General features: G+C 71.9%; 18 protein-coding genes, 1 tRNA gene and 1 pseudogene. 7 read left to right on the forward strand and 13 right to left on the reverse strand.

Annotated elements, in window-relative coordinates; genetic code table 11:
• Window positions 1-38 precede the first annotated feature (38 nt).
• Window positions 39-437 carry a globin gene (locus LZ495_RS31410; RefSeq protein WP_235056349.1) on the forward strand — a complete coding sequence of 133 codons (399 nt, stop codon included), beginning with the start codon at window positions 39-41 and terminating at the stop codon, window positions 435-437.
• A gap of 158 nt (window positions 438-595) precedes the next feature.
• Window positions 596-2,221: a glycoside hydrolase family 13 protein gene (locus LZ495_RS31415; RefSeq protein ID WP_235056350.1), complete on the forward strand. Its 1,626-nt coding sequence runs from the start codon at window positions 596-598 to the stop codon at window positions 2,219-2,221.
• A 452-nt stretch (window positions 2,222-2,673) separates the two neighbouring features.
• Here LZ495_RS31415 and LZ495_RS31420 read toward each other — a convergent pair whose 3' ends face one another.
• Window positions 2,674-4,809 (reverse strand): MMPL family transporter, encoded by a 2,136-nt coding sequence (locus LZ495_RS31420; protein WP_235056351.1) that lies wholly within the window; start codon window positions 4,807-4,809, stop codon window positions 2,674-2,676.
• A 750-nt stretch (window positions 4,810-5,559) separates the two neighbouring features.
• Between LZ495_RS31420 and LZ495_RS31425 the strand changes: the two genes are divergently transcribed.
• Complete coding sequence (locus LZ495_RS31425; protein WP_235056352.1) at window positions 5,560-7,014, forward strand: outer membrane protein assembly factor BamB family protein; 1,455 nt, start codon at window positions 5,560-5,562, stop codon at window positions 7,012-7,014.
• 25 nt (window positions 7,015-7,039) lie between these two features.
• Here LZ495_RS31425 and LZ495_RS31430 read toward each other — a convergent pair whose 3' ends face one another.
• The 10 genes and pseudogenes from LZ495_RS31430 to LZ495_RS31475 all read right to left on the reverse strand — a co-directional run bounded on the left by LZ495_RS31430 (window position 7,040) and on the right by LZ495_RS31475 (window position 18,572).
• The gene (locus LZ495_RS31430) at window positions 7,040-8,245 is read right to left on the reverse strand and encodes a glycosyltransferase family 39 protein (RefSeq protein ID WP_235056353.1); all 1,206 of its coding nucleotides are present in this window, start codon (window positions 8,243-8,245) and stop codon (window positions 7,040-7,042) included.
• A gap of 150 nt (window positions 8,246-8,395) precedes the next feature.
• Window positions 8,396-9,217 carry a DUF8185 domain-containing protein gene (locus LZ495_RS31435; protein WP_235056354.1) on the reverse strand — a complete coding sequence of 274 codons (822 nt, stop codon included), beginning with the start codon at window positions 9,215-9,217 and terminating at the stop codon, window positions 8,396-8,398.
• An 8-nt stretch (window positions 9,218-9,225) separates the two neighbouring features.
• On the reverse strand, window positions 9,226-9,633 hold the full coding sequence (locus LZ495_RS31440; RefSeq protein WP_235056355.1) for an acyl-CoA thioesterase: 408 nt from the start codon (window positions 9,631-9,633) through the stop codon (window positions 9,226-9,228).
• 101 nt (window positions 9,634-9,734) lie between these two features.
• Window positions 9,735-11,396: pseudogene (ettA, locus tag LZ495_RS31445) on the reverse strand (energy-dependent translational throttle protein EttA); the annotation flags it as partial.
• A 268-nt stretch (window positions 11,397-11,664) separates the two neighbouring features.
• Window positions 11,665-11,973 (reverse strand): hypothetical protein, encoded by a 309-nt coding sequence (locus tag LZ495_RS31450; protein WP_235056356.1) that lies wholly within the window; start codon window positions 11,971-11,973, stop codon window positions 11,665-11,667.
• Between the two features lie 137 nt (window positions 11,974-12,110).
• Window positions 12,111-13,193 (reverse strand): tetratricopeptide repeat protein, encoded by a 1,083-nt coding sequence (locus LZ495_RS31455; RefSeq protein ID WP_235056357.1) that lies wholly within the window; start codon window positions 13,191-13,193, stop codon window positions 12,111-12,113.
• A gap of 232 nt (window positions 13,194-13,425) precedes the next feature.
• Window positions 13,426-13,956, reverse strand: coding sequence for a single-stranded DNA-binding protein (locus tag LZ495_RS31460; RefSeq protein WP_235056358.1), 531 nt, complete (start codon window positions 13,954-13,956; stop codon window positions 13,426-13,428).
• Window positions 13,957-14,243: 287 nt separating this feature from the next.
• Entirely contained in the window at window positions 14,244-15,803 is a 1,560-nt protein-coding gene (locus LZ495_RS31465) for a GTPase (protein ID WP_235056359.1), read from the reverse strand.
• Window positions 15,800-17,332: a dynamin family protein gene (locus tag LZ495_RS31470; RefSeq protein ID WP_235056360.1), complete on the reverse strand. Its 1,533-nt coding sequence runs from the start codon at window positions 17,330-17,332 to the stop codon at window positions 15,800-15,802. Before LZ495_RS31470 ends, LZ495_RS31465 begins: the two co-directional genes overlap by 4 nt.
• A 160-nt stretch (window positions 17,333-17,492) precedes the next feature.
• A complete protein-coding gene (locus LZ495_RS31475; protein WP_235056361.1) occupies window positions 17,493-18,572 on the reverse strand; it encodes a Gfo/Idh/MocA family protein in 1,080 nt (359 codons plus the stop codon).
• Window positions 18,573-18,820: 248 nt separating this feature from the next.
• Between LZ495_RS31475 and LZ495_RS31480 the strand changes: the two genes are divergently transcribed.
• Together LZ495_RS31480 and LZ495_RS31485 are read left to right on the forward strand one after the other, a co-directional pair.
• Window positions 18,821-18,893 (forward strand) — tRNA-Arg (locus tag LZ495_RS31480).
• 124 nt (window positions 18,894-19,017) lie between these two features.
• Window positions 19,018-19,986, forward strand: a complete 969-nt coding sequence (locus LZ495_RS31485) for a tyrosine-type recombinase/integrase (RefSeq protein WP_235056362.1) — start codon at window positions 19,018-19,020, stop codon at window positions 19,984-19,986.
• 28 nt (window positions 19,987-20,014) lie between these two features.
• On the opposite strand, the gene LZ495_RS31490 is transcribed toward LZ495_RS31485, so the two are convergent.
• Window positions 20,015-20,242 carry a hypothetical protein gene (locus tag LZ495_RS31490; protein WP_235056363.1) on the reverse strand — a complete coding sequence of 76 codons (228 nt, stop codon included), beginning with the start codon at window positions 20,240-20,242 and terminating at the stop codon, window positions 20,015-20,017.
• Between the two features lie 148 nt (window positions 20,243-20,390).
• Complete coding sequence (locus tag LZ495_RS31495) at window positions 20,391-20,774, reverse strand: hypothetical protein (protein ID WP_235056364.1); 384 nt, start codon at window positions 20,772-20,774, stop codon at window positions 20,391-20,393.
• Between the two features lie 515 nt (window positions 20,775-21,289).
• On the opposite strand from LZ495_RS31495, the gene LZ495_RS31500 reads away from it, so the two are divergent.
• Window positions 21,290-21,619, forward strand: a complete 330-nt coding sequence (locus tag LZ495_RS31500; RefSeq protein WP_235056365.1) for a hypothetical protein — start codon at window positions 21,290-21,292, stop codon at window positions 21,617-21,619.
• A 90-nt stretch (window positions 21,620-21,709) separates the two neighbouring features.
• Complete coding sequence (locus LZ495_RS31505) at window positions 21,710-22,627, forward strand: hypothetical protein (RefSeq protein ID WP_235056366.1); 918 nt, start codon at window positions 21,710-21,712, stop codon at window positions 22,625-22,627.
• Window positions 22,628-22,774 lie beyond the last annotated feature (147 nt).

A 22,774-nucleotide genomic window follows, 5' to 3' on the forward strand; every position in this document is an offset into this window, starting at 1 on the left:
TCCCCCGTTCGGGGGTTCCCGTCTGCGAGGATGGTCGGGTGAGTGATTCGACGGCGGACCAGCCCCCTTCCTTCTACGACGCGGTCGGCGGCGAGGAGACCTTCGCCAAGCTCGTGCACCGCTTCTACGAAGGCGTGCGGACCGACCCGCTGCTGCGTCCGATGTACCCGGAAGAGGATCTGGCGGGCGCCGAGGACCGGCTGCGGCTGTTCCTCATGCAGTACTGGGGCGGGCCGCGGACCTACAGCGACGAGCGTGGCCATCCCCGGCTGCGCATGCGGCATGCGCCGTTCGCGGTCACCCCGGCCGCGCGCGACGCCTGGCTGCGGCACATGCACGCGGCGGTGGAGGAGCTCGCGCTGGAGGACGCGTACCGCGACCAGCTGTGGGACTACCTCGTGTACGCCGCCGAGTCGATGGTGAACCAGGCGGAGTAGCGCGCCTCCGCCGCCCGGTGCGGTTCGCTCGGGCGCGGGCGGCTCCGGTTCAGTCGGGTTCAGCCGGGTTCGGTTTCCTTCGATTCGGTTCGGTGCGGTCCGCTTCGGGAACGATCCGTACGGCTCAGAAGGCCCGGACGGCTCGGACGGCTGCGGAGGTGGCGACCCACGTGGACGGCGGCGAATGGTGGCGGGACGCGGTCTTCTACCAGGTGTACCCGCGCAGTTTCGCGGACGCGGACGGCGACGGCGTCGGTGATCTGCCCGGTGTGGTCGAGCGGCTGCCGCATCTGCGCGACCTGGGCGTCGACGCGCTGTGGCTGAGCCCCTTCTACCCGTCGCCGATGGCCGACGCCGGCTACGACGTCGCCGATCCGCGCGGCGTGGACCCGCTGTTCGGCACGCTCGCCGACTTCGACCTGCTGGTGGACCGGGCGCATGCACTCGGGCTGCGGGTGGTCGTCGACGTCGTGCCCAACCACACCTCGCACGAGCACGCGTGGTTCCGGGCGGCGCTGGCCGCCGCGCCCGGTTCGCCGGAGCGGGCCCGCTACCTGTTCCGCGACGGCCGCGGCCCGGGCGGGGACGCCCCTCCCAACGACTGGACGTCGCAGTTCGGCGGCGCCGCGTGGACGCGCACCGCCGATGCGGACGGCCGTCCCGGGCAGTGGTACCTGCACCTGTACGCGCCCGAGCAGCCCGACTTGAACTGGCGCAACCTCGAAGTGCGCGCCGAGTACTTGTCGATCCTGCGGCACTGGCTCGACCGCGGCGTGGACGGGTTCCGCATCGACGTGGCGCACGGCCTGGTCAAGGCGGTCGGCCTGCCGGACGCGGGCGAGATCCCGCAGGGCTGGGAAGGCCGCATGAACCACCGGCTGCCGTACTGGGACCAGCCCGAGGTGCACGACATCTACCGCGGCTGGCGGCAGGTCCTCGACGCGTACCCGGGCGACCGGATCGCGGTCGCCGAGGCGTGGGTCCCGCAGCCGGAGCGGCTGGCCGCGTACACCCGGCCCGACGAGCTGCATCAGGCGTTCAACTTCCCCTATCTGATGGCCGGTTGGGATGCGGAGCGGATCCGGTCGGTGGTGGACTCGTCGCTCGCCGCGGCGGACAAGACCGGTGCCCCGCCGACGTGGGTGCTGGCCAACCACGACGTGGTGCGGGCGCCGACCCGGTTGGGCGGGCTGGACCGGGCGCTTGCCGCGCTGCTCGTCGAACTCGCGCTGCCCGGCTCGGTGTACCTCTACCAGGGCGAGGAACTGGGCCTGGAGGAAGTACTCGACCTGCCCGACGAGTTGCGCCAGGACCCGGTGTTCCTGCGGTCCGGCGGCAAGGTGCGGGGCCGGGACGGGTGCCGGGTGCCGCTGCCGTGGTCGGACGACGGGCCCGCGCTGGGGTTCTCGCCGAGCGGGCGCTCCTGGCTGCCGCAGCCGGCCGCCTGGCGGGCGCTGAACGCGGCGTCGCAGGCCGCCGATCCGGCGTCCACGCTGCAGTTCTACCGGCGGGCGCTGCGGCTGCGCCGCGAACACCCGGCGCTGGGCCGCGGGACCGGGCCGGCGGAGCGGGCGGGGCGCCTGACGTGGATGCGGACGCCGCCGGGGACACTGGCGTTCGTCCGCGATCCCGGGTTCGTGTGCACCGCGAATCCGACGGACGCGCCGGTGGAGTACGGGCCGATCGGGGCGCTGCTGCTGGCGAGCGGGCCGGTGGACGCGAGCCCGGACGGCGGGCACGTGCTGCCCGCGCACACCACGGCGTGGTGGAGCGTGGGCGGCTGACCCGTACGCCGTGCCGGCGCCGGGCGGCGCTCCTGCCGGACATGCCAAGGGCGGCCTCCTGGGGGTGAGACCGCCCTTGCCGGGATGCCCCCACATGCCGTCCCCCCCTCGGGTCGGCACGCGGGTCCCGCGATCCGCCGGTCACCACGGGGCAGTCCGGCGGGCTGGGTCCAGATTGGCGGCGCCCCGGCGGCGGCACCATGGGTTCGGGACCGCGGTTACCGGTCCAGGACACAGGAGTTGCGTGCCGCGCACGTTCGTACATATCCGGTGACACGTGGCGGCCCGGCAGGGATGGGGAGTGTATGTCACGCAAAGGGGCGCGCGGTAGACCAAGATTCGCATCTCGGACCACCACGCGCCCCTGGCGGTACGGCTGCTGACGGAGCGTCGGCGGCCGTACGCGCCCTGCTGCATACCTGCCGGTTGCTGCTGTTGCTTGTTGCTTGTTGCTAGACGAGCACCTTGTCGCGGTCGTCGCTGCCCTGGCCGCCGGCACCGCCGTCGTCGTCGGGCTCGTCGGGCCGGTTCGCCAGCTCGCCCGGCCACCAGATCTTGCGGCCGATGTCGTGGGTCAGCGCGGTCACCAGGACCGAGCGGACCACGAAGGTGTCGAGCAGGACGCCGAGGGCGACCGCGAAGCCCATCGTCACGAAGCCGACCAGCGGCATCGCGGTGAACACCGCGAACGTCGCGGCGAGCACGAGGCCGGCCGAGGTGATGACGCCGCCGGTGGCGGACAGGCCGATCAGGGCGCCCTTGCGGGTGCCGTGCTTGACGGACTCCTCGCGGACCCGGTGCATCAGGAAGATGTTGTAGTCGATGCCCAGGGCGACGAGGAAGACGAACACGAACAGCGGCAGTGACGGGTCGCCGCCGACGAATCCGAAGACGTTCTCGAAGAAGAACGCGCTGATGCCGAGCGCCGCGGCGAACGACAGCACCACGGTGGCGATGAGGATGAGCGGCGCGATGATCGAGCGCAGCAGCACGCACAGCACCAGGAACACGGCGATCAGGATGAGCGGGATGATCACCTTGTCGTCGCGTTCGGACGCCTTCATCATGTCGAGCACCAGGGCCGGGCCGCCGCCGACGATGGCGTCGGCCTGGGGCACCGCGTGCACCGCCTTGCGCATCGCGGTGACGGTGTCCCGGGCTTCGTCGGTGTCCGTCGGCACAGTGAGCGTGACCGACAGCTCGACCCGGTCGCCCGCTTCCCCGGTGGGGATGATGCCGTTCGGGTCGACGTTCTTGACCGAGGCCAGTGCGGCCTGGACGGCGCCCTGCTGGCTCTTGTTCGCCAGCACGTGCACCGGGTCGCCGGAGCCCTGCGGGAAGTACTTGCCGGACACCTCGGCACCGACGATGGACGACGGCTTGTTGGTGAACTGGTCCTCGTTCTTCACGCCGCCGGTCTGCAGCTGCATGATGCCGAACGAGAGCGCACCGAGGATGATCGCGGTGACGACCCAGACCGAGCGCGAACGGCGGCCGATGAGGCCGCCCACGCGGTCCCAGATGCCGCCCTTGTGCACCGAGACCTCGCCCACCCGGGGCTTCTTGGGCCAGAAGATCCAGCGGCCGCAGATGACCAGCAGCGCGGGCAGCAGGGTCAGCATGACGACGAGGCCGACCGCGATGCCGATCGCGCAGACCGGGCCCATGCCCTGCGTCGAGTTCATGTCCGCGGCGAGCAGCACCAGCATGCTCAGCGCCACGGTCGCGGCGCTGGCCACGATGGCCGGGCCGGCGCGGTGCAGCGCGTGCGCCATCGCCTCGTGCCGGTCCTCGAAGTTGGCGAGCTCCTCGCGGTACCGGGCGATGAGCAGCAGCGCGTAGTCGGTGCCCGCGCCGAAGATCATGATGTTGAGCACCGCGAAGCTCTGGCCGTTGACCGTGACACCGGCCTTGGTGCTCAGGTACACCGCGGACCACGCGGTGAACATCGCGAACACCGCGGAGAGCACCGGGACGATCCACAGGACCGGCGAGCGGTACGTCAGCAGCAGGATGAGGATGACGACGCCCATGGTGGCGTAGAGGATCGTGCCTTCCAGACCCTCGAACGCGGACGCCTGGTCGGCCCCGATACCCGCCGGGCCGGTCGTGTAGTGCTTGAGCCCCGCGGGGTTGTTCGCCGCGGTCTCCTCGATCGCGTCGACCGTCTTGAGGAGGTCGCCCCAGCCTTCCTTGGCGATCTCGATCGGGATGACGATCTGCGCGGCCTTGCCGCTCGGGTCGTACGTGACACCGGGCAGCGGGCCGATGACGCCCTTGATGCCGGCGAACGCCTTGGCGTCGTCGTCGATCGCGGCGCGGTCGGCGTCGGTCAGGCCCGACGCGCGCTCCCACACCACGACACCCGGCGCGAAGAGCTCGTCGCGGAACTTCTCCTGCTCCTCGACGACCTTCGTGGACTCGGCGCTGCCGGGCAGCCACGCGGCCATCTCGTTGTTCTGCGCGCCGGCCAGCTTCGACCCCAGCGTCGGCATCAGTGCCATGACGATGATCAGCCAGCCGACGACCACTACCCATTTACTTCGCCGACCGCATGGCAGCGCGGACAGCTTTTCCCAGCTCTTCATGTAGCCCCCACAAACGCGATATGTCGCGAGCCTTCTCACGGACACGATGTATCGCGTTTACGCAAGGTGTCAAGGAAACAATCGGCTAGTTGGCAACCCGGTCGGATTGGTCCAGACCATGGCCGCAAACGCGCGTAGTCCGACCCTCAATCCAACAGGTCGCGACACCTTCTGCGCCATCCGTTTTTCGCGTACATCGCGCAGTGCCGCGGGCACCGCCGGGCAGGCGGGGGCGTCCGCCGAACCGCCGGGCACGGCTGCCGCTCATGCGGTGCCGTACCGGCGGGGCCGCCTCCGGACCGTCCGCCGAAGTTGCCGCACATGCCGCTGCCCGCTGCCCGCTGCGCACGATGCCATGCGGCTTTCCGCCTGGCGCAGTTCCACGGCACCCGGCGGCGGGAGGTGGGCCCGCCTCTTTCCCTGTCCGCGGTAGGGAGCCCCTGCCCTAGAGCGGGGCGGCGTCTCCTTCCGTATCGGCCGCAATCCGGTGTGCCCCTTGGCTCTACGGCGAGGGCCTCCTCTCCCGTCTCCCCCTCCGCAGCGCGGCGTGCCCCGTCGCCCTCTCGCGCGGCCGCGCCTCCTTGAGCCCCTCCGCAGCCCGGCGTGCCCCATGGCCCTATGGCGACGCCTCGTCTCCCTCCTCCCCCTCCGCAGCGCGGCGCGGCCTCTGGCCCTATGCTCGGCCGCCACGTGGGGGCGGTCGCGACGGAGGGGGCTCCGGTGTTTCGGAGAAGCGTGTTCGGATCGGTTTTGGCGGTACTCGCAGGCTTGTTGGCCTGCTGGGCCGCGCTGTTCCACTACTACGGCTGGGGACTGGTGTCCGATGTCGGCGGCGAGTGCGGCGACGACGGACCGGCCTGCCCCACGGGCACCGCACCGCTGATCGTGCTCGCGTTCGTCTGCACCTTCGCCGCTGTCTTCGTGCTGATCGCGGCGCTCGCGCTCACCACCCCGAAGAGGCTGGCCATAGTCCTCGCCGCGGTCGGCATCGGCGCGGCCATCTTCCCGGGGCAGTCCATCGAGCGGGCCCTCACGTCCGACGGCCGCGTGCCGGTCGCCTGGACCGCGCCGCCCGACCGCCCGGCAGGCATGGCCGCTGTCGCGATGTGGCAGCACGGCACGACGGTGGTGCGCATCCGCCCCGACCAGGCCACCGGGTACGACACCGCCAAGCCCGCCACGGCCTGGACGTTCACGCTGCCCGGCACCGACGTCGTGTGCTCGGCGAGCCCGCGGCCCGATGCCGGGGTCGGCCTCCTGCTGCACGGCCCGTCCGACGCCGCGTGCGCCACGGTGACCGCGCTCGACCTGGGCACCGGGCGCGCGTTGTGGACGTACCGGATCGGCGAGCCGGACCGGGCGCTGACCAACGCGCTGATCAAGGGGAACGACAAGCAGTCCGGCAAGGTCGCGGCGGCCGGCGGGGTCGCCGTCGTGGTCGAGCACGAGAAGCTGCAGGGCCTCGACGCCCGGACCGGCGCACCGCTGTGGCAGGCGGCGACCGGGGAGAACCAGTACGCCGTGGACGTCGACGCGGACGCCCGCGAAGTCGTGGTGGCCACGCTCGGCGGCACGGTCCGCTCGCTGTCCCCGGCGGACGGCACCGAGCGCTGGGCCGCGAAGCTGCCGCGCCCGGACAAGGCGACTTCCGTCGCGATCATCGGCACGGGTCCGGTGGCGGTGTGGCACCAGGGCCAGCAGCCGCGCTCGAACCCGGCCGTCACGGCGTTCGACGGCAGCGGCAAGGCGCAGGCCGACATCCCGGTCACCGGCGCCGACGAGGACCTGGTGATCGGCCGCTGGGACCGGTTCGGTGCGCAACTCCCGCGCCTGAGCGCGGTCGTCGGCGGCATCATGGTCACCGCGGCCAAGGCGGCCGGCACCGACGAGTACCGGGTGTCCGGCTATTCGCTGGCCGACGGCCGGCGCGTGTGGTCGCAGGACGTCGACCGGACGGTGGTGGGGCTGCGCGCCGAAGCGGGCGGGGTGCTGGTCGCCACCGACGCCTCGTACGGATCGTCGCCGCGCATGCGGACCTTCGAGCCGGGCACCGGCAAGGTGCTGCGCGACGACCAGATGCGCGAGGTGCACGGCAAGAGCCCCGTCGACTCGAAGTACGCGGTGGCCCCGGTCGGTCCGGGCCGCTACGCCGTGGTCAACGAGACCAGCACGCCGACGACGCGGCCGCTGGTGCTGATCGGCTGACCCGGCGGACTCAGGGGCGCCGGACTCAGGGGGCGCCGCGGCCGTAGTGCAGCGGGGACCACGCGGCCAGCCAGACGAATCCGGCGGCGAACAGAACTGTCACGATCACGAACGTCCGGCCGCGCAATCTGGCTGCCGCGGCGATGAACAAGGGGAACGCGGTCCACACGAACCGCGGTTTGCTGCCCTGTGCAGATGCCGTGAACGAGAGGAACAACACAGTCAGCGTGAACACCGTGACCGGTGCCGGGAGCCGCTCGCGCAGCAGCCACACGACACCGATCACGGCGAGCACGAAGAAGACGGTGTGCATGAGGTTCTGCGCGGGCTCGGCGCGTACCCCGGCGTCCAGCCACAGCACCCGCCGGACGGTCGCCGCGCCCCAGTCGGTGTGCTGGTTCCAGCCTTCTGCCTGGGTCTTGAACCAGAAGCGCGGGTCGTCGTAGCGCAGCGACCCCCACGCCAGGTACGCGGCGCCGCCGATCGGCGACAGCAGCGGGGCCCACAGCGCACGCCAGTCCCGGCTGCGGTGCACCGCGATCGCGGCCGCCACCGCGCAGGCCGCGCACAGCGCCACCATGTTGGGACGTACCGCGGTGCCGATTCCGGCCAGCACGCCGGCCGTGACCCATTGCCGCTTCACCAGCGCAAGGAGGCAGAACGCGGCGAGCAGTGCGGCGAGGGACTCGGAGTAGAGGAAGCCGAAGACGAACGCCCCGGGGAACAGGCAGTACAGCACCACCGCCCGGTCGGCGATGCGCCGGCCGCGCAGGTGGTCGGCCAGCTTCCACACCGCGAACGCGCTTGCCGCGCCCAGCACGACGGACACGACGAGGGCGGCCAGGACGTAGCGGCCGCCGAGCGGCACCGCGACTGCCTTGACGAGCATGGGCAGCAGCGGGAAGAAGGCCGTGTTGTTGGCCTTGACCGAGCCGTCGGCGTCCAGCGGCAGCGCGTCGGGGTAGCCGAAGCGTGCGACGTCCAGGTAGTTCGAGGCGTCCTTGAAGACGAAGTGCAGTTCCCAGCCGTGGTACTTGCGGCGCTCCACGGAGGGCACCTGGGCGACGTTGCGGTCGCCGAGCCAGGCCCAGACGCCGAGCGTGAGGATCCAGGTCGAGGCGTACGCCAGCAGCGGGAACAGCCAGGGGCGGGGCAGCCTGCCGCTGAGCGGGGGTGGTCCGTCGGGGTCGGCGGCCGCAGCGGCCGGCTCCTCGATCGTGCGGGTGCTCATGTGCGGCTGCTCTCTGCGCTCGTCCGATGACGCTACGTGCTCGCCTCAGACGATAGAGGCTCCCGCGGGCGGACCCGGGAGCCCCTCACACGAAAGAGGAACGCGCAAAGAGGAACGCACACAGCGCGGCGCGCCGGATCGCCACCCGGATCAGCGCGGGGCGAAGAGAGTAGTCGCGCCCGGGCGGCGTACCGAGACCGAGCCGTACGGGCCGTCGAGGCGGAGCCAGCCGCCGACCGACAGGACCGTCGCCTCGGTGCCCGCGTCGACCGCGCCCAGGAAGCCGAGCGAGGCCGCGGCGTGCGCGGCGCGCAGCGGGACGTGGGTGCCGGGGACACCGGGGAGGGCCTTGCTCCACACGTCCTCGGCGATCCGGTCGAGTGCCGGGCGGGTCCGCTCCTCGGCGGGCAGTGCCTCGGTACGGGCCCGGAACCGGCCGACCGCTTCGGCGACTTCGCGGACCAGGCCGGGGATCGGCAGGGATGCCAACTGCGCCCAGCCGGTGCGCGGCGGCAGCATCGCGGACCACGGCGGGCCGGTCACCGCAGCGGGGAGCACGACGTCGATCGCCCGGGTGGGCGGGGTAGTCGGGGGCAGTGCAGCCTCGTGGCACGCGGGCGCGGCCGCCTCGGTGGCCGCGGCCTCGGCCTCTGCGGTCTCCCCGGGCGCTGCGGTCTTGTCCGGCTGCCCGGCTTCCGCGGTCCCGCCGGCCGGGTCCGCAGCGCTCAAGGCGTCCAGCAGTTGCCCGGCCGAGTAGGCCGCGTCCAGGCGGGCCGGCTCGGCGAGTTCGGTGGTGCGCAGGGCGATGACGCCCGAGGTGCCGCCGCCGAAGGGCAGGCGTCCGAAGGTGCCGAGCACCGGGCCGTCGGCGCGCAGGTGGACGACCGCGGCGCGGTCGTAGCGCAGCAGTCGGACGAGGTATCCGGCAAGGTCGGCGAGACCCGATCGGTCACCGAGGTGCAAGGCGGTCATGGTGGTTCTCAGGGCTCCAGGAAGCCTTCGAGGTAGCGGCGTTCCTCGTCGTTGACGCGGCGCGGCCGCTGGCCGTCCAGCGAGTAGGGCACCAGGACCGACGCGGCGCGCGCGTACACGCCGTCGTCGTCCAGGACTTCGTAGGCGAGCGCGAAGCTGGCCGCGCGGATCTGCGTCACCCAGGTCTCGATGCGGATCGGCTCGGGGCGCCAGACCAGCGGGCGCTTGTAGTCGATCTCGTGCCGGGCGATGACGACGCCTTCGGACAGCGTCTTGGCGCCTTCGCGCTGGCCGAGCGTGAACATCATGTCGACGCGGGCCTCCTCCAGGTAGCGGAGGTACTGCACGTTGTTGATGTGCCGGTAGGCGTCCATGTCGGACCACCGCAGGGTTGCCTGGTACACGTGCCTGGCCACGATAGGCCCTTTCTGTGGTGGTGCCGGGCGCCCGGGGCGCAGCGCGGCCCCCCGGTGCGGTCTGCCCGCACCGAGGGGCCGCGCCCGACCGCGGCCGATCCGCCGCGGGTGAGCTTCTTGTAGGTCGCGCGGTGCGGACGGGCCGCCTCCGCACCGAGGCGCTCGATCTTGTTCTTCTCGTACGACTCGAAGTTGCCCTCGAACCAGAACCACTTCGACTCGCCCTCGTAGGCGAGGATGTGCGTCGCGACGCGGTCCAGGAACCAGCGGTCGTGGGACACGACCACCGCGCAGCCGGGGAACTCGAGCAGGGCGTTCTCCAGCGAGGAGAGCGTCTCGACGTCGAGGTCGTTGGTCGGCTCGTCCAGGAGCAGCAGGTTGCCGCCCTGTTTGAGGGTGAGCGCGAGGTTGAGGCGGTTGCGCTCACCGCCGGACAGCACGCCCGCGGGCTTCTGCTGGTCCGGGCCCTTGAAGCCGAACGCCGACACGTAGGCGCGCGACGGCATTTCGACCTGGCCGACGTTGATGTAGTCCAGGCCGTCGGAGACGACCTCCCACAGCGTCTTCTTGGGGTCGATGTTGGACCGGCCCTGGTCGACGTACGAGATCTTGACGGTCTCGCCGACCTTGACGTTGCCGCCATCCGGGTTCTCGGCGCCGATCAGCATCTTGAACAGCGTGGTCTTGCCCGCGCCGTTCGGGCCGATGATGCCGACGATGCCGTTGCGCGGCAGCGTGAACGACAGGTCGTCGATCAGGATCTTCTCGCCGAACGCCTTGTTGAGCGCGTCGACCTCGATGACCACGTTGCCCAGGCGCGGACCCGGCGGGATCTGGATCTCCTCGAAGTCCAGCTTCCGCATCTTGTCCGCCTCGGCGGCCATCTCCTCGTAGCGGGCCAGACGCGCCTTGCTCTTGGCCTGCCGGCCCTTCGCGTTGGAGCGGACCCACTCGAGCTCGTCCTTGAGCCGCTTGGCGCGCTTGGCGTCCTTCTGGCCCTCGACCTTGAGACGGGTCTGCTTGGTCTCCAGGTAGGTCGAGTAGTTGCCCTCGTACGGGAACGCGCGGCCGCGGTCCAGCTCGAGGATCCACTGCGCGACGTTGTCGAGGAAGTACCGGTCGTGGGTGACCGCGACGACGGTGCCCGGGTACTTCTCCAGGTGCTGCTCCAGCCACTGCACCGACTCGGCGTCGAGGTGGTTGGTGGGCTCGTCGAGCAGCAGCAGGTCGGGCGCCTCGAGCAGCAGCTTGCACAGCGCGACGCGGCGGCGCTCACCACCGGACAGGTTGGTGACCGGCCAGTCGCCGGGCGGGCAGCCCAGCGCGTCCATCGCCTGCTCCAGCTGCCCGTCGATGTCCCACGCGTTGGCGTGGTCCAGCTCCTCCTGCAGCTTGCCCATCTCGTCCATGAGCGCGTCGGAGTAGTCGGTCGCCATGAGCTCGGCGATCTCGTTGAAGCGGTTGAGCTTCCCGAGCGTGGCCGCGGCGCCTTCCTGGACGTTCTCCAGGACCGTCTTCTCCTCGTTCAGCGGAGGCTCCTGCTGGAGCATGCCGACCGAGTAGCCGGGCGACAGGAACGCGTCGCCGTTCGACGGCTGCTCCAGGCCCGCCATGATCTTGAGCACGGTCGACTTGCCCGCGCCGTTCGGACCCAGGACGCCGATCTTGGCGCCCGGCAGGAACGACAAGGTCACGTCGTCGAGAATGACCTTGTCCCCATGGGCCTTGCGCGTCTTGCGCATCGTGTAGATGTACTCCGCCATACTCCGATCCTAGGGTCTGCGGGTGAGGTCCTCGGACACGAGTGTCTTCCGGCCCCCCACCACGACGCGAACGGATTCCCCCGGGGACCCGCGCAAATGTGACGCAGGTCGCTTTCCACCCGTCGCACCCGTCCGCAGACCGGGACGCCCGAGCACCGCCCCGTACGGACACCGTGACGCTCCGTCAGACCTACCCGGTGCAACCCTCGTCAGCGGTCCCGCCCTGACCCGCACGGCCATCACCGCGTACCGCCGGCGTGACACTCCGTCAGCGGCTCCCGCGCTTCGGGGCCCCGGGCGCGGACTTGCGGGTCTGGAGGAATGCGTCGATCTCGGCGAGCTGCTCGGCGGTGAAGGCGGTCTGGGACCGTGGCGATCGCTCCGCCCGGAATCCGCACGACGAGGTGTCCGAGCCTGCGGTACCGCCTTCGCCTTGGCACTCCCTCTTCGCCGTTGTCCGGCTCCGGCTAGGGCCGGTCCGCCGCGGGTGCCGGGCCGCCATGCGCTCGCGCTCCTCGGTCAGCGGGTAGAGCGGCCGCAATGCGGCCGCGATCTCCTGGTCGGTCACTGCTTGCATGCTCGGTGCTTCCTTTCGCGGCGCAGCCGGGGCGGCGGTGCGAGTGGCAGGTGCCGGATGCTCCGGCATTGCCGCGAGAGTGGCACCGGTGGGCGCGGCTCAAACCCGTCGGGCCGTGCTGTGCGTCCACCGGGCGTTCAGCGGTGGCGGCGTTGGGCTCGGGTCCAGTGGGACTTGTCCTTTCGGTAGGCGCGGGTGTCCGGGTGTTTGGGGCCGAGGACGCGCTCGGTGTCGGCGACGAGTGCTTCCAGGAGCCGGCGGGCGTTCAGGGGGTCGCCGAGCTCGCCGGTGCACACCGCGTGGACGCGGCGGGTCCGGAGGGTGTCGCGGTGGTCCGGGCCCAGGATGCGGGTCTGGTCGGCGAGGAGCGGGGTCAGCAGGGCCATGGTCTCGGGGACGCCGACGACCGCGCCGGCGCACAGGGCGTACATGTACTGCGAGTCCATCGAGTCCCGGTGTTCGCGGCCCAGGACGCGGGCGCGGTCGGCTGCGACCTGGGCGAACAAGGCGTACGCCTCGGCCGTGCGGTCGTCCTGGTCGGTCCAGTAGGCGTGGTGGTGGCGGCTCTCCAAGGTGAGTGGATGGTCGGGGCCCAGGACCCGGGAGCGGTCCCAGGCCGCCGAGGCGAAGAGTGCGGCGGCGACGTGCGTGTCCCCGGCGGCTCCGACGGACTGGGCGTACAGGTGGCGGGCCCGCAAGGTCTCGGGGTGATCGGCGCCGAGCACCCGGGCCCAGTCGGTGGCCAGCGCGGCGCGCAGCTTGCGGGCCTTGCCGGCGTTGCCGCTGCGGAGGACGTAGGCCGCGTGGAAGTCCCGGACGGTCAGGGTGTCGGGGTGCTGGGGGCCGAGCACCCGGATCAGGCGCTCGACCAACTTGGCGTACTGCGCGACGGCTTGGCCGGTGTCGCCGGCCTCGGCCACGCACCACAGGTAGGTGTCCCTGGCCCGCAGCGCCTCGGGGTGGTCGGGGCCGAGCACTTCGGCGCGCTCGTCCACCGCTTCCCCGAGCCGGTCGCGGACCACCGCCGCGGTCCGCAGGTCGCCGCGGAGCACGAGGTGCTGGTGCTGCGCCGCCAAGGTGTCCGGGTGCTCGCGGCCCAGGTGGGCGATGCAGAGCTCGGTCAGCTCGGCGAACAGCGCCACGCCGTCGGCCGGTTCCCAGGTCCAGTCCTGCCCGCGGGCGTCCCGGAAGCGGGCGCGGGTCCCCTCGGCGGCCGTCATCCTGCACTCCCAACCGCGCACTCGCGCTGGTCCCGGCGTGCCTTCGTCGCTCCCTTCATCATCCCGAACCGCCCTGCCGTGGAACAGAGTCCAGACCTCCCGAGGCCTGGGCAGGTACCGCATGTGCCGAGCTTGTCGCGGACACGCACCGGGCGTACCCGGAGTCGACGAGACCCCGGGCACCGTAGCCGGGCGACGCGGAGTCGGATCCCCTCCCTCCGACGCCACGGGCTCAGGCGGCCCGGGCTGTCGTCTGGTGCTCCTTTCTCTCCCCGAGGTGGGTGGCCGCAGGTGACGATGCGGGCTCGCGCTGCTCGCCGAGGAGGGCGGATTCCTCGGGGCGCCCGGGTGGTTCGGGGCGTTCGGCGGCCGCGGCGAGGGTGCGCTGCGTGTCGGGGTCGCGGCGGCCGGCCCGGGTGAAGCGGGAGGTGCCGCGGGTGAGGTCGTGGCCCAGGGACCAGGCCTCGACCTCGGCGTTGACGTGCCAGCGGTCGTCGCGCATCCACTCGCGGACGTTCAACCGCCCGGTCACGACGAGCGGATCGCCGCGGTCCACCGAGCTGAGCGTGTGCTCGGCCAGGCGGCGCCAGGCCACCACCGTGTAGTAGCTGGAATCGCCGTACGTCCACTCGTTGCGCTCGCGGTCGAAGCGGCGCGGCGAGACACCGAAGCGGAACTTGGCCATGGGCACGCCGTTCGCGGTGGTCGCGGAGCGGATCTCGCCGACGACGTTGCCGATCAGGGTCACGTAGGTGTCGTTCACGGGGTCCTCCCGGTGGGGTGAGGCGGGGTGCGGTGCTGGTCGGTGGCTGCGGCGGCCCGGCGTGGGCGCTGCCGTACGACCACGATCCCCGCATCCGGCACGGCTCCGCGGCACCTCGGGCCCGGTCTGTGGACAACGGGAGGGGGACGCCCGTCCCAACGGGGTTGCCGCACACCGGCGAGCGCGGCGCAATCCCTCGGGGGCGTGAAACGGCCCATGGGGGCTGGGCCGTTGTCCACAGGGAAGAGGAATCCGACTTGCGGCCCCGGCGGTCTCAGCGCATGCGCTCAGCGCACGTGCAGCGGTTCCCGGGCCGCGACGAACAGCGCGTGTGCCTCGCGGTACCGCTCCAACTCCACGGTGGCCGGTTCGACCAGGTACTCGTCGACGACTTCGGCGACCCGCTCTGCCAATTGCCGTTCCGCGTCGTCCCGCCGATCGCGCTCGGCCTCGGCGCGCCACTGCTGCCCCAGGTACATGGCGCCCACCGCGAGCAGGATCCCGAGGACGAGCGGGAGCAGCGCCGCGTACCAGCCGTTCCAGCGTCCGACCGGTTCGACATCGGCAAGGGCCAGCGCGACGCCGACGATGCCCAGGCAGGCCAGCACGATCCCGGCCCACATCGCTGCCGCGGCGCCGAGCACGCGGCCGGGCATGCCCAGGCAGCCCACCGGCCCGGCGGCCATCTCCACTTCCAGGGCCGCCGGTACGCGCCGGGCCCCGCGTCCCAGCACTCTCCGTACGCCCTCGGCCCACGGCTCCGGGAGCCCGCGCGTGAGTTCGGCGGCCGCGTGCCGGACCGTGAGGTCGACCTGGTGCGCCTGCACCGGAACGGGCTGCGGCACGGCACCCGCCTCGCGGGCCGCGGCCGCCGCGACGGTCCCGATCCCCGCGGCCGCGCCCAGGCCGTGGAGGAGTCCGGCGCGTACCGACGCGGACACCGGCTCGGCGCCGGGCACGACGCCGGTGAACTCCGGGTCGAAGCCTTCGGCGAGCAGGTCAAGGTCGGCCGACAGCCGCAGGACTGCGGCCCGGCGCCCGGCGGCGACGGCCGTGACGATGTCGCGGAGTTCGCGTACCCCTTCGCCGGTCACCGCCGACGTGGTGACCACGCGTACGTCGGGCAGCCCGTCGGCGGCCAGCAGCCGCCGCAGGTCGGCACGGCAGGTGTCGGCCGTGCCCTCGGGAAGCCGGTCGATCTGGTTGAGCACGACGGTCATGACGTCGCCGTGCCTGGCGAGCGGCCGCAAGTAGCGTTCGTGGACGAGCGCGTCGGCGTATTTCTGCGGGTCGAGGACCCAGATCAGGTGGTCCGCGGCGGCGACGAAGCGGTCGACCTCGTCGCGGTGCCCGGTCTCGACGGAGTCGTGGTCGGGCAGGTCGACGAGCACGAGCCGGGACAGCACCGGGTCCTGGAGCGGCCCGGTGCTGTCCAGGGCGCCGTGCCGCGGGATCTGCCGGGCCCGCGGCAGGCCGAGGAGGTCGAGCAGCGGGCGGGCCCCGTCGGGGTCCCAGGCGCACGAGATCGCGGTGACGGTCGTCGGCCGCCGCGCGCCGGTCTGCGAGAGGCCGAGTCCGACGAGTTCGTTGAACAGCGACGATTTGCCCGAGCCGGTGGCGCCGGCCAGCGCCACGACGGCGTGCTGGGGTGCGGTGCGCAGCCGTGCGTCGGCCCGGTCGAGCAAGGCACGGGCGCGGGCGAGCTGTTCGGCGGGCAGCCGGCCGTCGGCGGCGTCCGCCATGCGTTCGAGGGCGGAGAGCCGGGCGAGCAGCCGCGACGGCTCCTCCTCGGTTCCGTAGTCGTGGCCCGGGAAGGGCCCGGTGAAGCGTTCCGCCAGCGCGTTCATCCCGCCCTCCTCACCGCGCTCATCGCCTGGTGCAGTCCCTCGGCGGGATCGGTGCGGAGGGCCCGCACGGCGCCGAGCTGCCGTTCCCTCGCTGCCCCGAGAACGGCGGCGGCACACTCCCGGATCCGGTTCCGGGCGGGTTCGACCTGGTCGGCGAGTCCGGCGGGCAGGAGGTCGCGGGCCTGGGCGCCCGCCTCGCCGTCCGGGTCGGTGAGGGCGGCGACGGTCAGGAGTACGGCCGCGCGCCGGCGGTTCTCGAGCCCCGCGGGCACCTGTGCGTCGGTATCGCGGTGCCATGCGCGGACGGCTTCCGCGGCCTCGGCGTATGCCTCCGCTTTCGAGGCGGACGGCATCGCCACGCCGCCGGGGCGGCCGCGCCAGCAGGTGTCGGTGAGCCCGGCGGCGCGTTCGGCGATGTCGCGCAGCAGGCTCTCCGTGCCGTGCGCCAACGCCTGTTCGACCGCGGCGGCGCCCGCCTCGGGCAGCCCGGACGCGTGCCAGGCCCGCCACGCGGCGAGGACGTCGCCGGTGAGGAGTGCGCCGCTGCACAGCGAGTGGTCGGCATGGCGTACGGCCGCGGCGTACGCCCGTTCGGCACACGCGGCCAAGGCGGCGGCCGCCTCGTGCTGGCGTCCCGCGGCCCGGCCGAGCACCCCGGCGCGCCGCGGCAGGCTGCCGAGCGCGCCGCCGAGGGTGCGGCGCAGCGCCGCCGCGCGCACGTCGGGGTCGACGGCCAAGCCGTACAACCAGTTCCGTACCGGGGCGACCTGATCACGCGTCAGCATCCGGTGCCGGAGCGTGGACTCGGGCAGCAGGAACAGCGGGACGCTGCCGAGCCCGGCGCTGGTGAGCATGGCCTCGAAATGCGCGCGGACTTCGTCGAGGTCTTCCTCGGGCACCCGGTCGAGGACGATGCCGATCTCGGCGGTGCGCTCGCGGGCGACACGCAGTATGTGCCACGGCACGGCGTCGGCGTACCGCGCCGCAGTGGTGACGAAGACCCACACGTCGGCGGCGCCAAGCAGCCGTACCGCCAGGTCGCGGTTCGCGGAGTCGACCGAGTCGACGTCCGGGATGTCGAGGACGGCCAGCCCCTCCGGGATGCGGTCGTCCACCTGCAGGACGACCGCCGGCCCCTCGTCCCCGGTCGTCGCGCCCGCTGCCACGCGGCGCAGTCCGGGAAGTACGCGCGTGCCCGAGAACCAGCGCCGATCGGCCGCACGGCATACGAGCACAGGTACGCGCGTGGTCGGCCGGAGGACGCCTGCCGGGCTCACCTCGCGGCCGACCAATGAGTTCACCAAGGTCGAACGGCCTGCTCCCGTCGACCCGCCGACCACCGCGAGCAGCGGTGCATCCGGCTCCCGCAGACGCGGCAGGACGTAGTCGTCGAGCTGGGCGACCAACTCGCGCCGCGTACGGCGGGCTTCGTCCGCGCCGGGCAGGTCGAGCGGCAGCCGCACCCCGTCGGCCTCGTCCCGGAGCCGCGCCACGGCGCCCGGCAGTTCCCCGCCGGAAGAGCTCACCACGTCATCACCACGACTGGACAATCCCCCGATCTCGGGGAAAATCACCCATCCGTTCCAGTGACGAAACACGCCCGAACGCCGCGCGCGACGTTCGGGCGAACGCTTCTCGGGGTGGACGCAACGGGTGGTGGAAGGTGAGGGCCCAGCATGCGCCGACCCGTCAGCCCTCGACCTTCGGCAGCGCCACCACCCTCCCCGCCCGCGCCGACTGCTGGGCCGCCGCGATCGTCTCCAGTACCGCGATCGACTCCGCGAGCGGGACCGGCGGTGCGGCGCCCTCCCGCACCGCGGCCGCGACGGCCCGGTAGAAGTCGCCGTACGCCCCCGGCAGCGTCCGCACCGCCGCCATAGCGTCCGGCGTGCCGAGCCTCCCCCACGCCTCCGGCTCCTCCGCGCCCCACTCCGCGCCGACCGGCGCCTGCCCCGCCCGCAGCAGCGCCTCCTGCACGTCCATGCCGTACTTCACATACGCCGCCCGGCTCCCCAGCACCCGGAAGCGCGGGCCGAGGTCCGCGGCCGCCGCACTCGTCCACAGGTGCGAGCGGACCCCGCCCGGATGCGTGAGCGCCACGAACGAGTCATCGTCCACCACGACCCCGGGCCGCGTCAGGTCCAGTTCCGCGTACACGCTCTCCGGGCGCCCGAACAGCGCCACGGCCTGGTCGATCAGGTGGCTGCCGAGGTCATAGAGGATGCCGCCCAATGCCGCCGGGTCCGCGTCCTCCTTCCACCCGCCCGCGGCCGGCTGCGGACGCCACCGCTCGAACCGCGACTCGAAGCGGTGCACATCCCCCAGCTCACCGGCCTCCATCAACTGCCGCACCGTCCGGAAATCGCCGTCCCAGCGGCGGTTCTGGAAGACGCACAGCAGTCGGCCGCTCGTGTCCGCAAGGCGCGCGAGAGCCCGCCCCTCCCCCGGCGTCCCGGCGAACGGCTTGTCGACCACGACATGAAGACCCGCCTCCAGCGCCTGCGCGGCCAGCGGCGCATGGAAGCGGTTCGGCACCGTCACCACCGCAAGATCGAATTCCTCGGCCCGCGCGGTCAGAAGATCCGGAGTGGCGAAAATCTCGGTGGAGTCGCCGTACCTGGCCCGGACCTCCGCCGCCCGCTCGGGATTGCCGGTGACCACGGCCGCCAGTTCGAATTCCGGCAGCGCGCCCAGAAAGGGAGCATGGAAGGCGGCGCCGCCCAGCCCGTACCCGATGAGCGCCGCGCGCAGCGGCCTGGTGCCGTTCACTTATGTACGTCCTCGCAGGTGGGTGGCCATGAACCGGGCGGTTCCGGAGCCCCTGCCGACCGGCGGTCGGACGCCCCGGGCCGGCCCGTGTCCGATTTGCCACGAACCGGAACCCCGCCCGATCACATTCTGGCCGCCAACTGCGTCTGATCAGGTAACGGTCGCTGCGGCGCGGGCAGTACCAACGGGTACCGGCCCTATTGTGTTGTGCCGCGACCGGATCCCGTGCATGATCCTCAATCGCCCCAGCCCCCGTAGCTCAGCGGACAGAGCAGGTGCCTTCTAAGCACTTGGTCGCAGGTTCGATTCCTGCCGGGGGCACACTCAAAGGCTTTCGCCTGGTCAGACTAGGTATAACGAGCGTAAGAACGGCGTAAGCGCCAGGTTGGCCGGTAGCACGTCTGTCATCCACCAAGTGCCTTCCAGGGGCTTTACCTTCGCCTTTATGACGAAGCGCGCACACATCCAGGACGAGCAGCCGTACGACCTGACGCCGCTCATCGGTTCGTGGCTCCGCGCCCTGAAGGACCAAGACCTCTCCCCCAACACGATCAAAATCTACGAGCGGGCCGCCCGCGGCCTGGCCGCGTCCCTGCTCGCATACACACCTCCGGATGAAAAGGCCCGGCCGGCACCGGCAACGATCGAGGCAATTCACCGCGAGCACATCGGGGCGTACATCACAGCCGTACGCGAGCGGACCAGCCGGACCACCGCGAACCAACATTTCCGCAGCCTCAAGACGTTCTTCGGGTGGCTGGTCGACGAAGAGGAGATCGACCGCCACCCGATGCGGACGATGAAAGCACCGAAGCCCGAGGACACTGTCGTGCCCGTACTCGCCGACGACGCGATCCTGAAGCTGCTGAAGACGTGTGCCGGCAAGGAGTTCGCGGACCGCCGAGACACGGCGATCCTGATGCTGCTGCTCGACACCGGGGCACGCCTGTCCGAGATCACGCTGACCACGATCGACGACGCTGACCTGAACCAGAACGTGCTGCGCGTCCTCGGGAAGGGACGGCGGCCCCGCGCGGTCCCGTTCGGTAGGGCCTCGGCACTGGCCGTGGACCGCTACCTACGTGCCCTGTCGCGCCATGCCGGGGCCTCGGCAACAGAGCCTGAGTCGCCGCTGTGGATCGGCATCAAGTCGAAGCGGGCAATGGGCGTGTTCGGCATCGGGCAGATGCTCGGGCGCCGGGCGAAGGCCGCCGGCCTGGAGCACATCCACCCGCACCAGTTCCGGCACACCCTCGCGCACACCTGGAAGTTGCAGGGCGGCGGCGAGGACGAGCTCATGCGCATCATGGGCTGGTCGTCGCGGGCGATGCTGAGCCGCTACGGGGCCTCTGCGGGCGACGAGCGGGCGCGTGAGGCCCATAAGCGGCTGAGCCCCGGCGACCGGCTCAAATGAGCCGGGCCGGGGCGTCCAGTGGCCCGTCCTATCGGGCCGCGGGAATCACCGTGGTGGGCTGCTGCATGTTGGGCGTCAGGCTCAGCTGTCCTGCGCTCCAGGCGTCTCGGAGGTAGGTCGTCAGCGCGGCAGCGATTGCTGCCGGCGGGGCTTCCTCTTCGAGGATCATGCGGTAGACCTCTGGGTGGTTGTAGACCAGGAGGTCACAGCCGGGATCGAGTCGGTCGGCCTCGACGAGGATTCGTGGCCGTGGCACGCGGTGCAGAGTCGGGGTGTGGTCGGTCATGCAGCCCCCCGGGGCATGACTACTCGAACTCTCGTTCGAGCGGGAGAGGACTGCCAACAATACGCCTGCCCCGTACACGTTTGGCGGAAACTCACCGGGGGAGCTTGATCCGTTTTGGTTAGTCGCCGAACTCTTCCTGTTCGATTCGGTCGATGTGGGCGCGGTTGCGGGATCCGTCCCGCACCGCGCCCGGCCGGTGTACGACCGTGGCGACGGCGTCCGGGGCAGTCTCGCCCTCGAAGACCTGGGTGGCCCGGAGGCCGGCGAACTGGACAGCCGCCGCGATGGCGACGCGCTGCGGATCGAGGCCGAGGCCGGCGGCCAGGGCAGCCACGAGCTTGGGGTTCAGCTTGACGGAATGCCCCAGCTTGATGTCGCCGATCAACGTCTTGCTCGGCGTGTAGCCGCTATCAGGGTCGATGCACCGCGCGGCCAGTTCGCGCACGGTGAGGCCTCCGTCCAGTGCCTCCTGGATGAGGCGGCTCAGTGGCTGGTCCTCCATCAGTACGTCCTTCATGTCGCCCCCGGGTACGTGCGGTCCGCGGCGTCCGGCAACGCCGCCGGTTGCCATTGTCCACAGACGCGGACGCGGACAGCCATACGGCCTGCGCAGTTTGGCGAGATGTTGCCCGAATCTGTGGACACTGGCGAGATTCTGGCGAGGTTGTGGACATGAAGGGACAGACGTGCTTAGCTTGTCCGTGTCCGGGGACACGGACAGCAAGGAGTAGCCGAACTTGCGCCAGACCCGATACCGCCTGCATGACGGCCTGCTCCTGCGGCGCCTCATGGAAGGCCCGACCCCCCAGGGATCCCGGCATTCCGTGCGCAGCCTGGCTGCCAAGACCGGGATCTCGAAGAGCAAGGTTCAGTACATGATCAGCGGCGACGGCCGGCGGGACTCCGTCACGGAGGACGACGCCGACCGCATCGCCGCAGCACTGCACGTGAACCGCAGGTCTCTTTTTCGGCCCATCTTGTCCGCGTCCGGGGACACGGACGACAAAGGAGTGATCGATGACCCCCGCTCAGCGTTCGATGCGCGCCCGGCAGGCGGCTCACATGAGCTGGAGCAACACGACGGACCGCCGGGCCCGTACGGCCGCGGCCACCAAGTCCAGCCACTGGACGCGCCACGAGAAGGCCGTCCGTGAGGAGGCCGCCGCCCGCGGCGAAGAGCTGACGGACGAGCAGCTCGAAGCCCGCACCCGGTCCCGGCAGCAGGCGGCGTTCAACAAGCTCGCCGCGGCCGGTGTCGCCGCCAGGCAGGCCAAGAAGGCGGCCGCCGAGGCCGCCGACCGCGCGCAGGCGGAGGCCAAGCTCCGCCGCCGTTCCCGCGCCGCCTGATCTGTCCCCAGACATGAGGGCGGCCGCCCCGATCTCTCACCCCCGGGACGGCCAGACCCCGCCACCCACCTGAACCCTGAAGAGGAGTGGATGACGTTGCAGAACCACGGTATCCCCCCGACCCCCGCCGAGTGCACCGGTTCCGGTGTCGTCGCGGTCCCGCCCGGCTCGGCCGTCGTCGGCCGGCGGATCGTCGAGGACGCGCCCGGCCACCGCATGGTGGAGGTGACCGTCGAGCGCCCGGCCGGGCGGACGCCGGCGCGGCGCAGCGTGGACCGCACGCTGGGGCGCGGCGTGTCGGCCGCGTTCGCCGGTCTGCCGGTTCCGCCGCCGGAGCTCGGCCCGGCGATGCCGACGACCGCATACATCGTGTGGGCGATGGACCCGGACAAGCAGGCCAGCGAGGGCCTGTATTGGACGCGCACCGCTGCCTACGCCGCTGCGCTGACGATTGCCGGGGCCGGCGCCCGGACGGTTCCGTACGAGCACGGGCGCGGCGCGGTGGTGTACACCGCGTTCCCGGAGCTGCGCATGGTCGCGTCCGTGACCGAGATGCCGGTGCACCGCGACGTTCCGGCGCACGGGCTGCCGGTCGTCGACCAGGCCGCCGTCGTTGCCGCGCTGGACGACCTCGGCGCGGCACCGGTGCAGGACGGCTGCTACTCCGACCCGGCCGTCCGGAACGCCATCGCCGCGCACCTCGCCACCGTCGACCCGTACGACGGCATGACCAACGACGACATCGGCGAGGGCTGGAGCTACGAGGACGAGCGAGACGCCGAGTTCGCCCTCGACGCGCTCGACGACGAGCGCAACGCCGAGCTCGCCGCCGCGGACGACGTGTACGACCCGGCCGAGGACGAGCCGTACCAGGGCCTCGGCTACGACGACTACGACCCGTGCGACCCCGCCGACGACGGCCCCGCTACGGCCGATGAGAACGGGGTGCCCACCGAATACGGCCTGACCGCCATGTTCGGCGCCATCGACGACGCGGACCGCGAGTGATTCGCGGCTCGGCGATGACGGGGCCGCCGCCCGCCCCCCGGGTGGCGGCCCCGAACGACCCGGACCTGATCCCGTGCGAGATCTGCCGCGAGACCGGCATCGCACCTGATGACCCCGCCGCCGACTGCGAGTTCTGCATCCGCGGCT

The organism is Yinghuangia soli (assembly GCF_021502675.1).
Lineage (GTDB): Bacteria > Actinomycetota > Actinomycetes > Streptomycetales > Streptomycetaceae > Yinghuangia > Yinghuangia soli.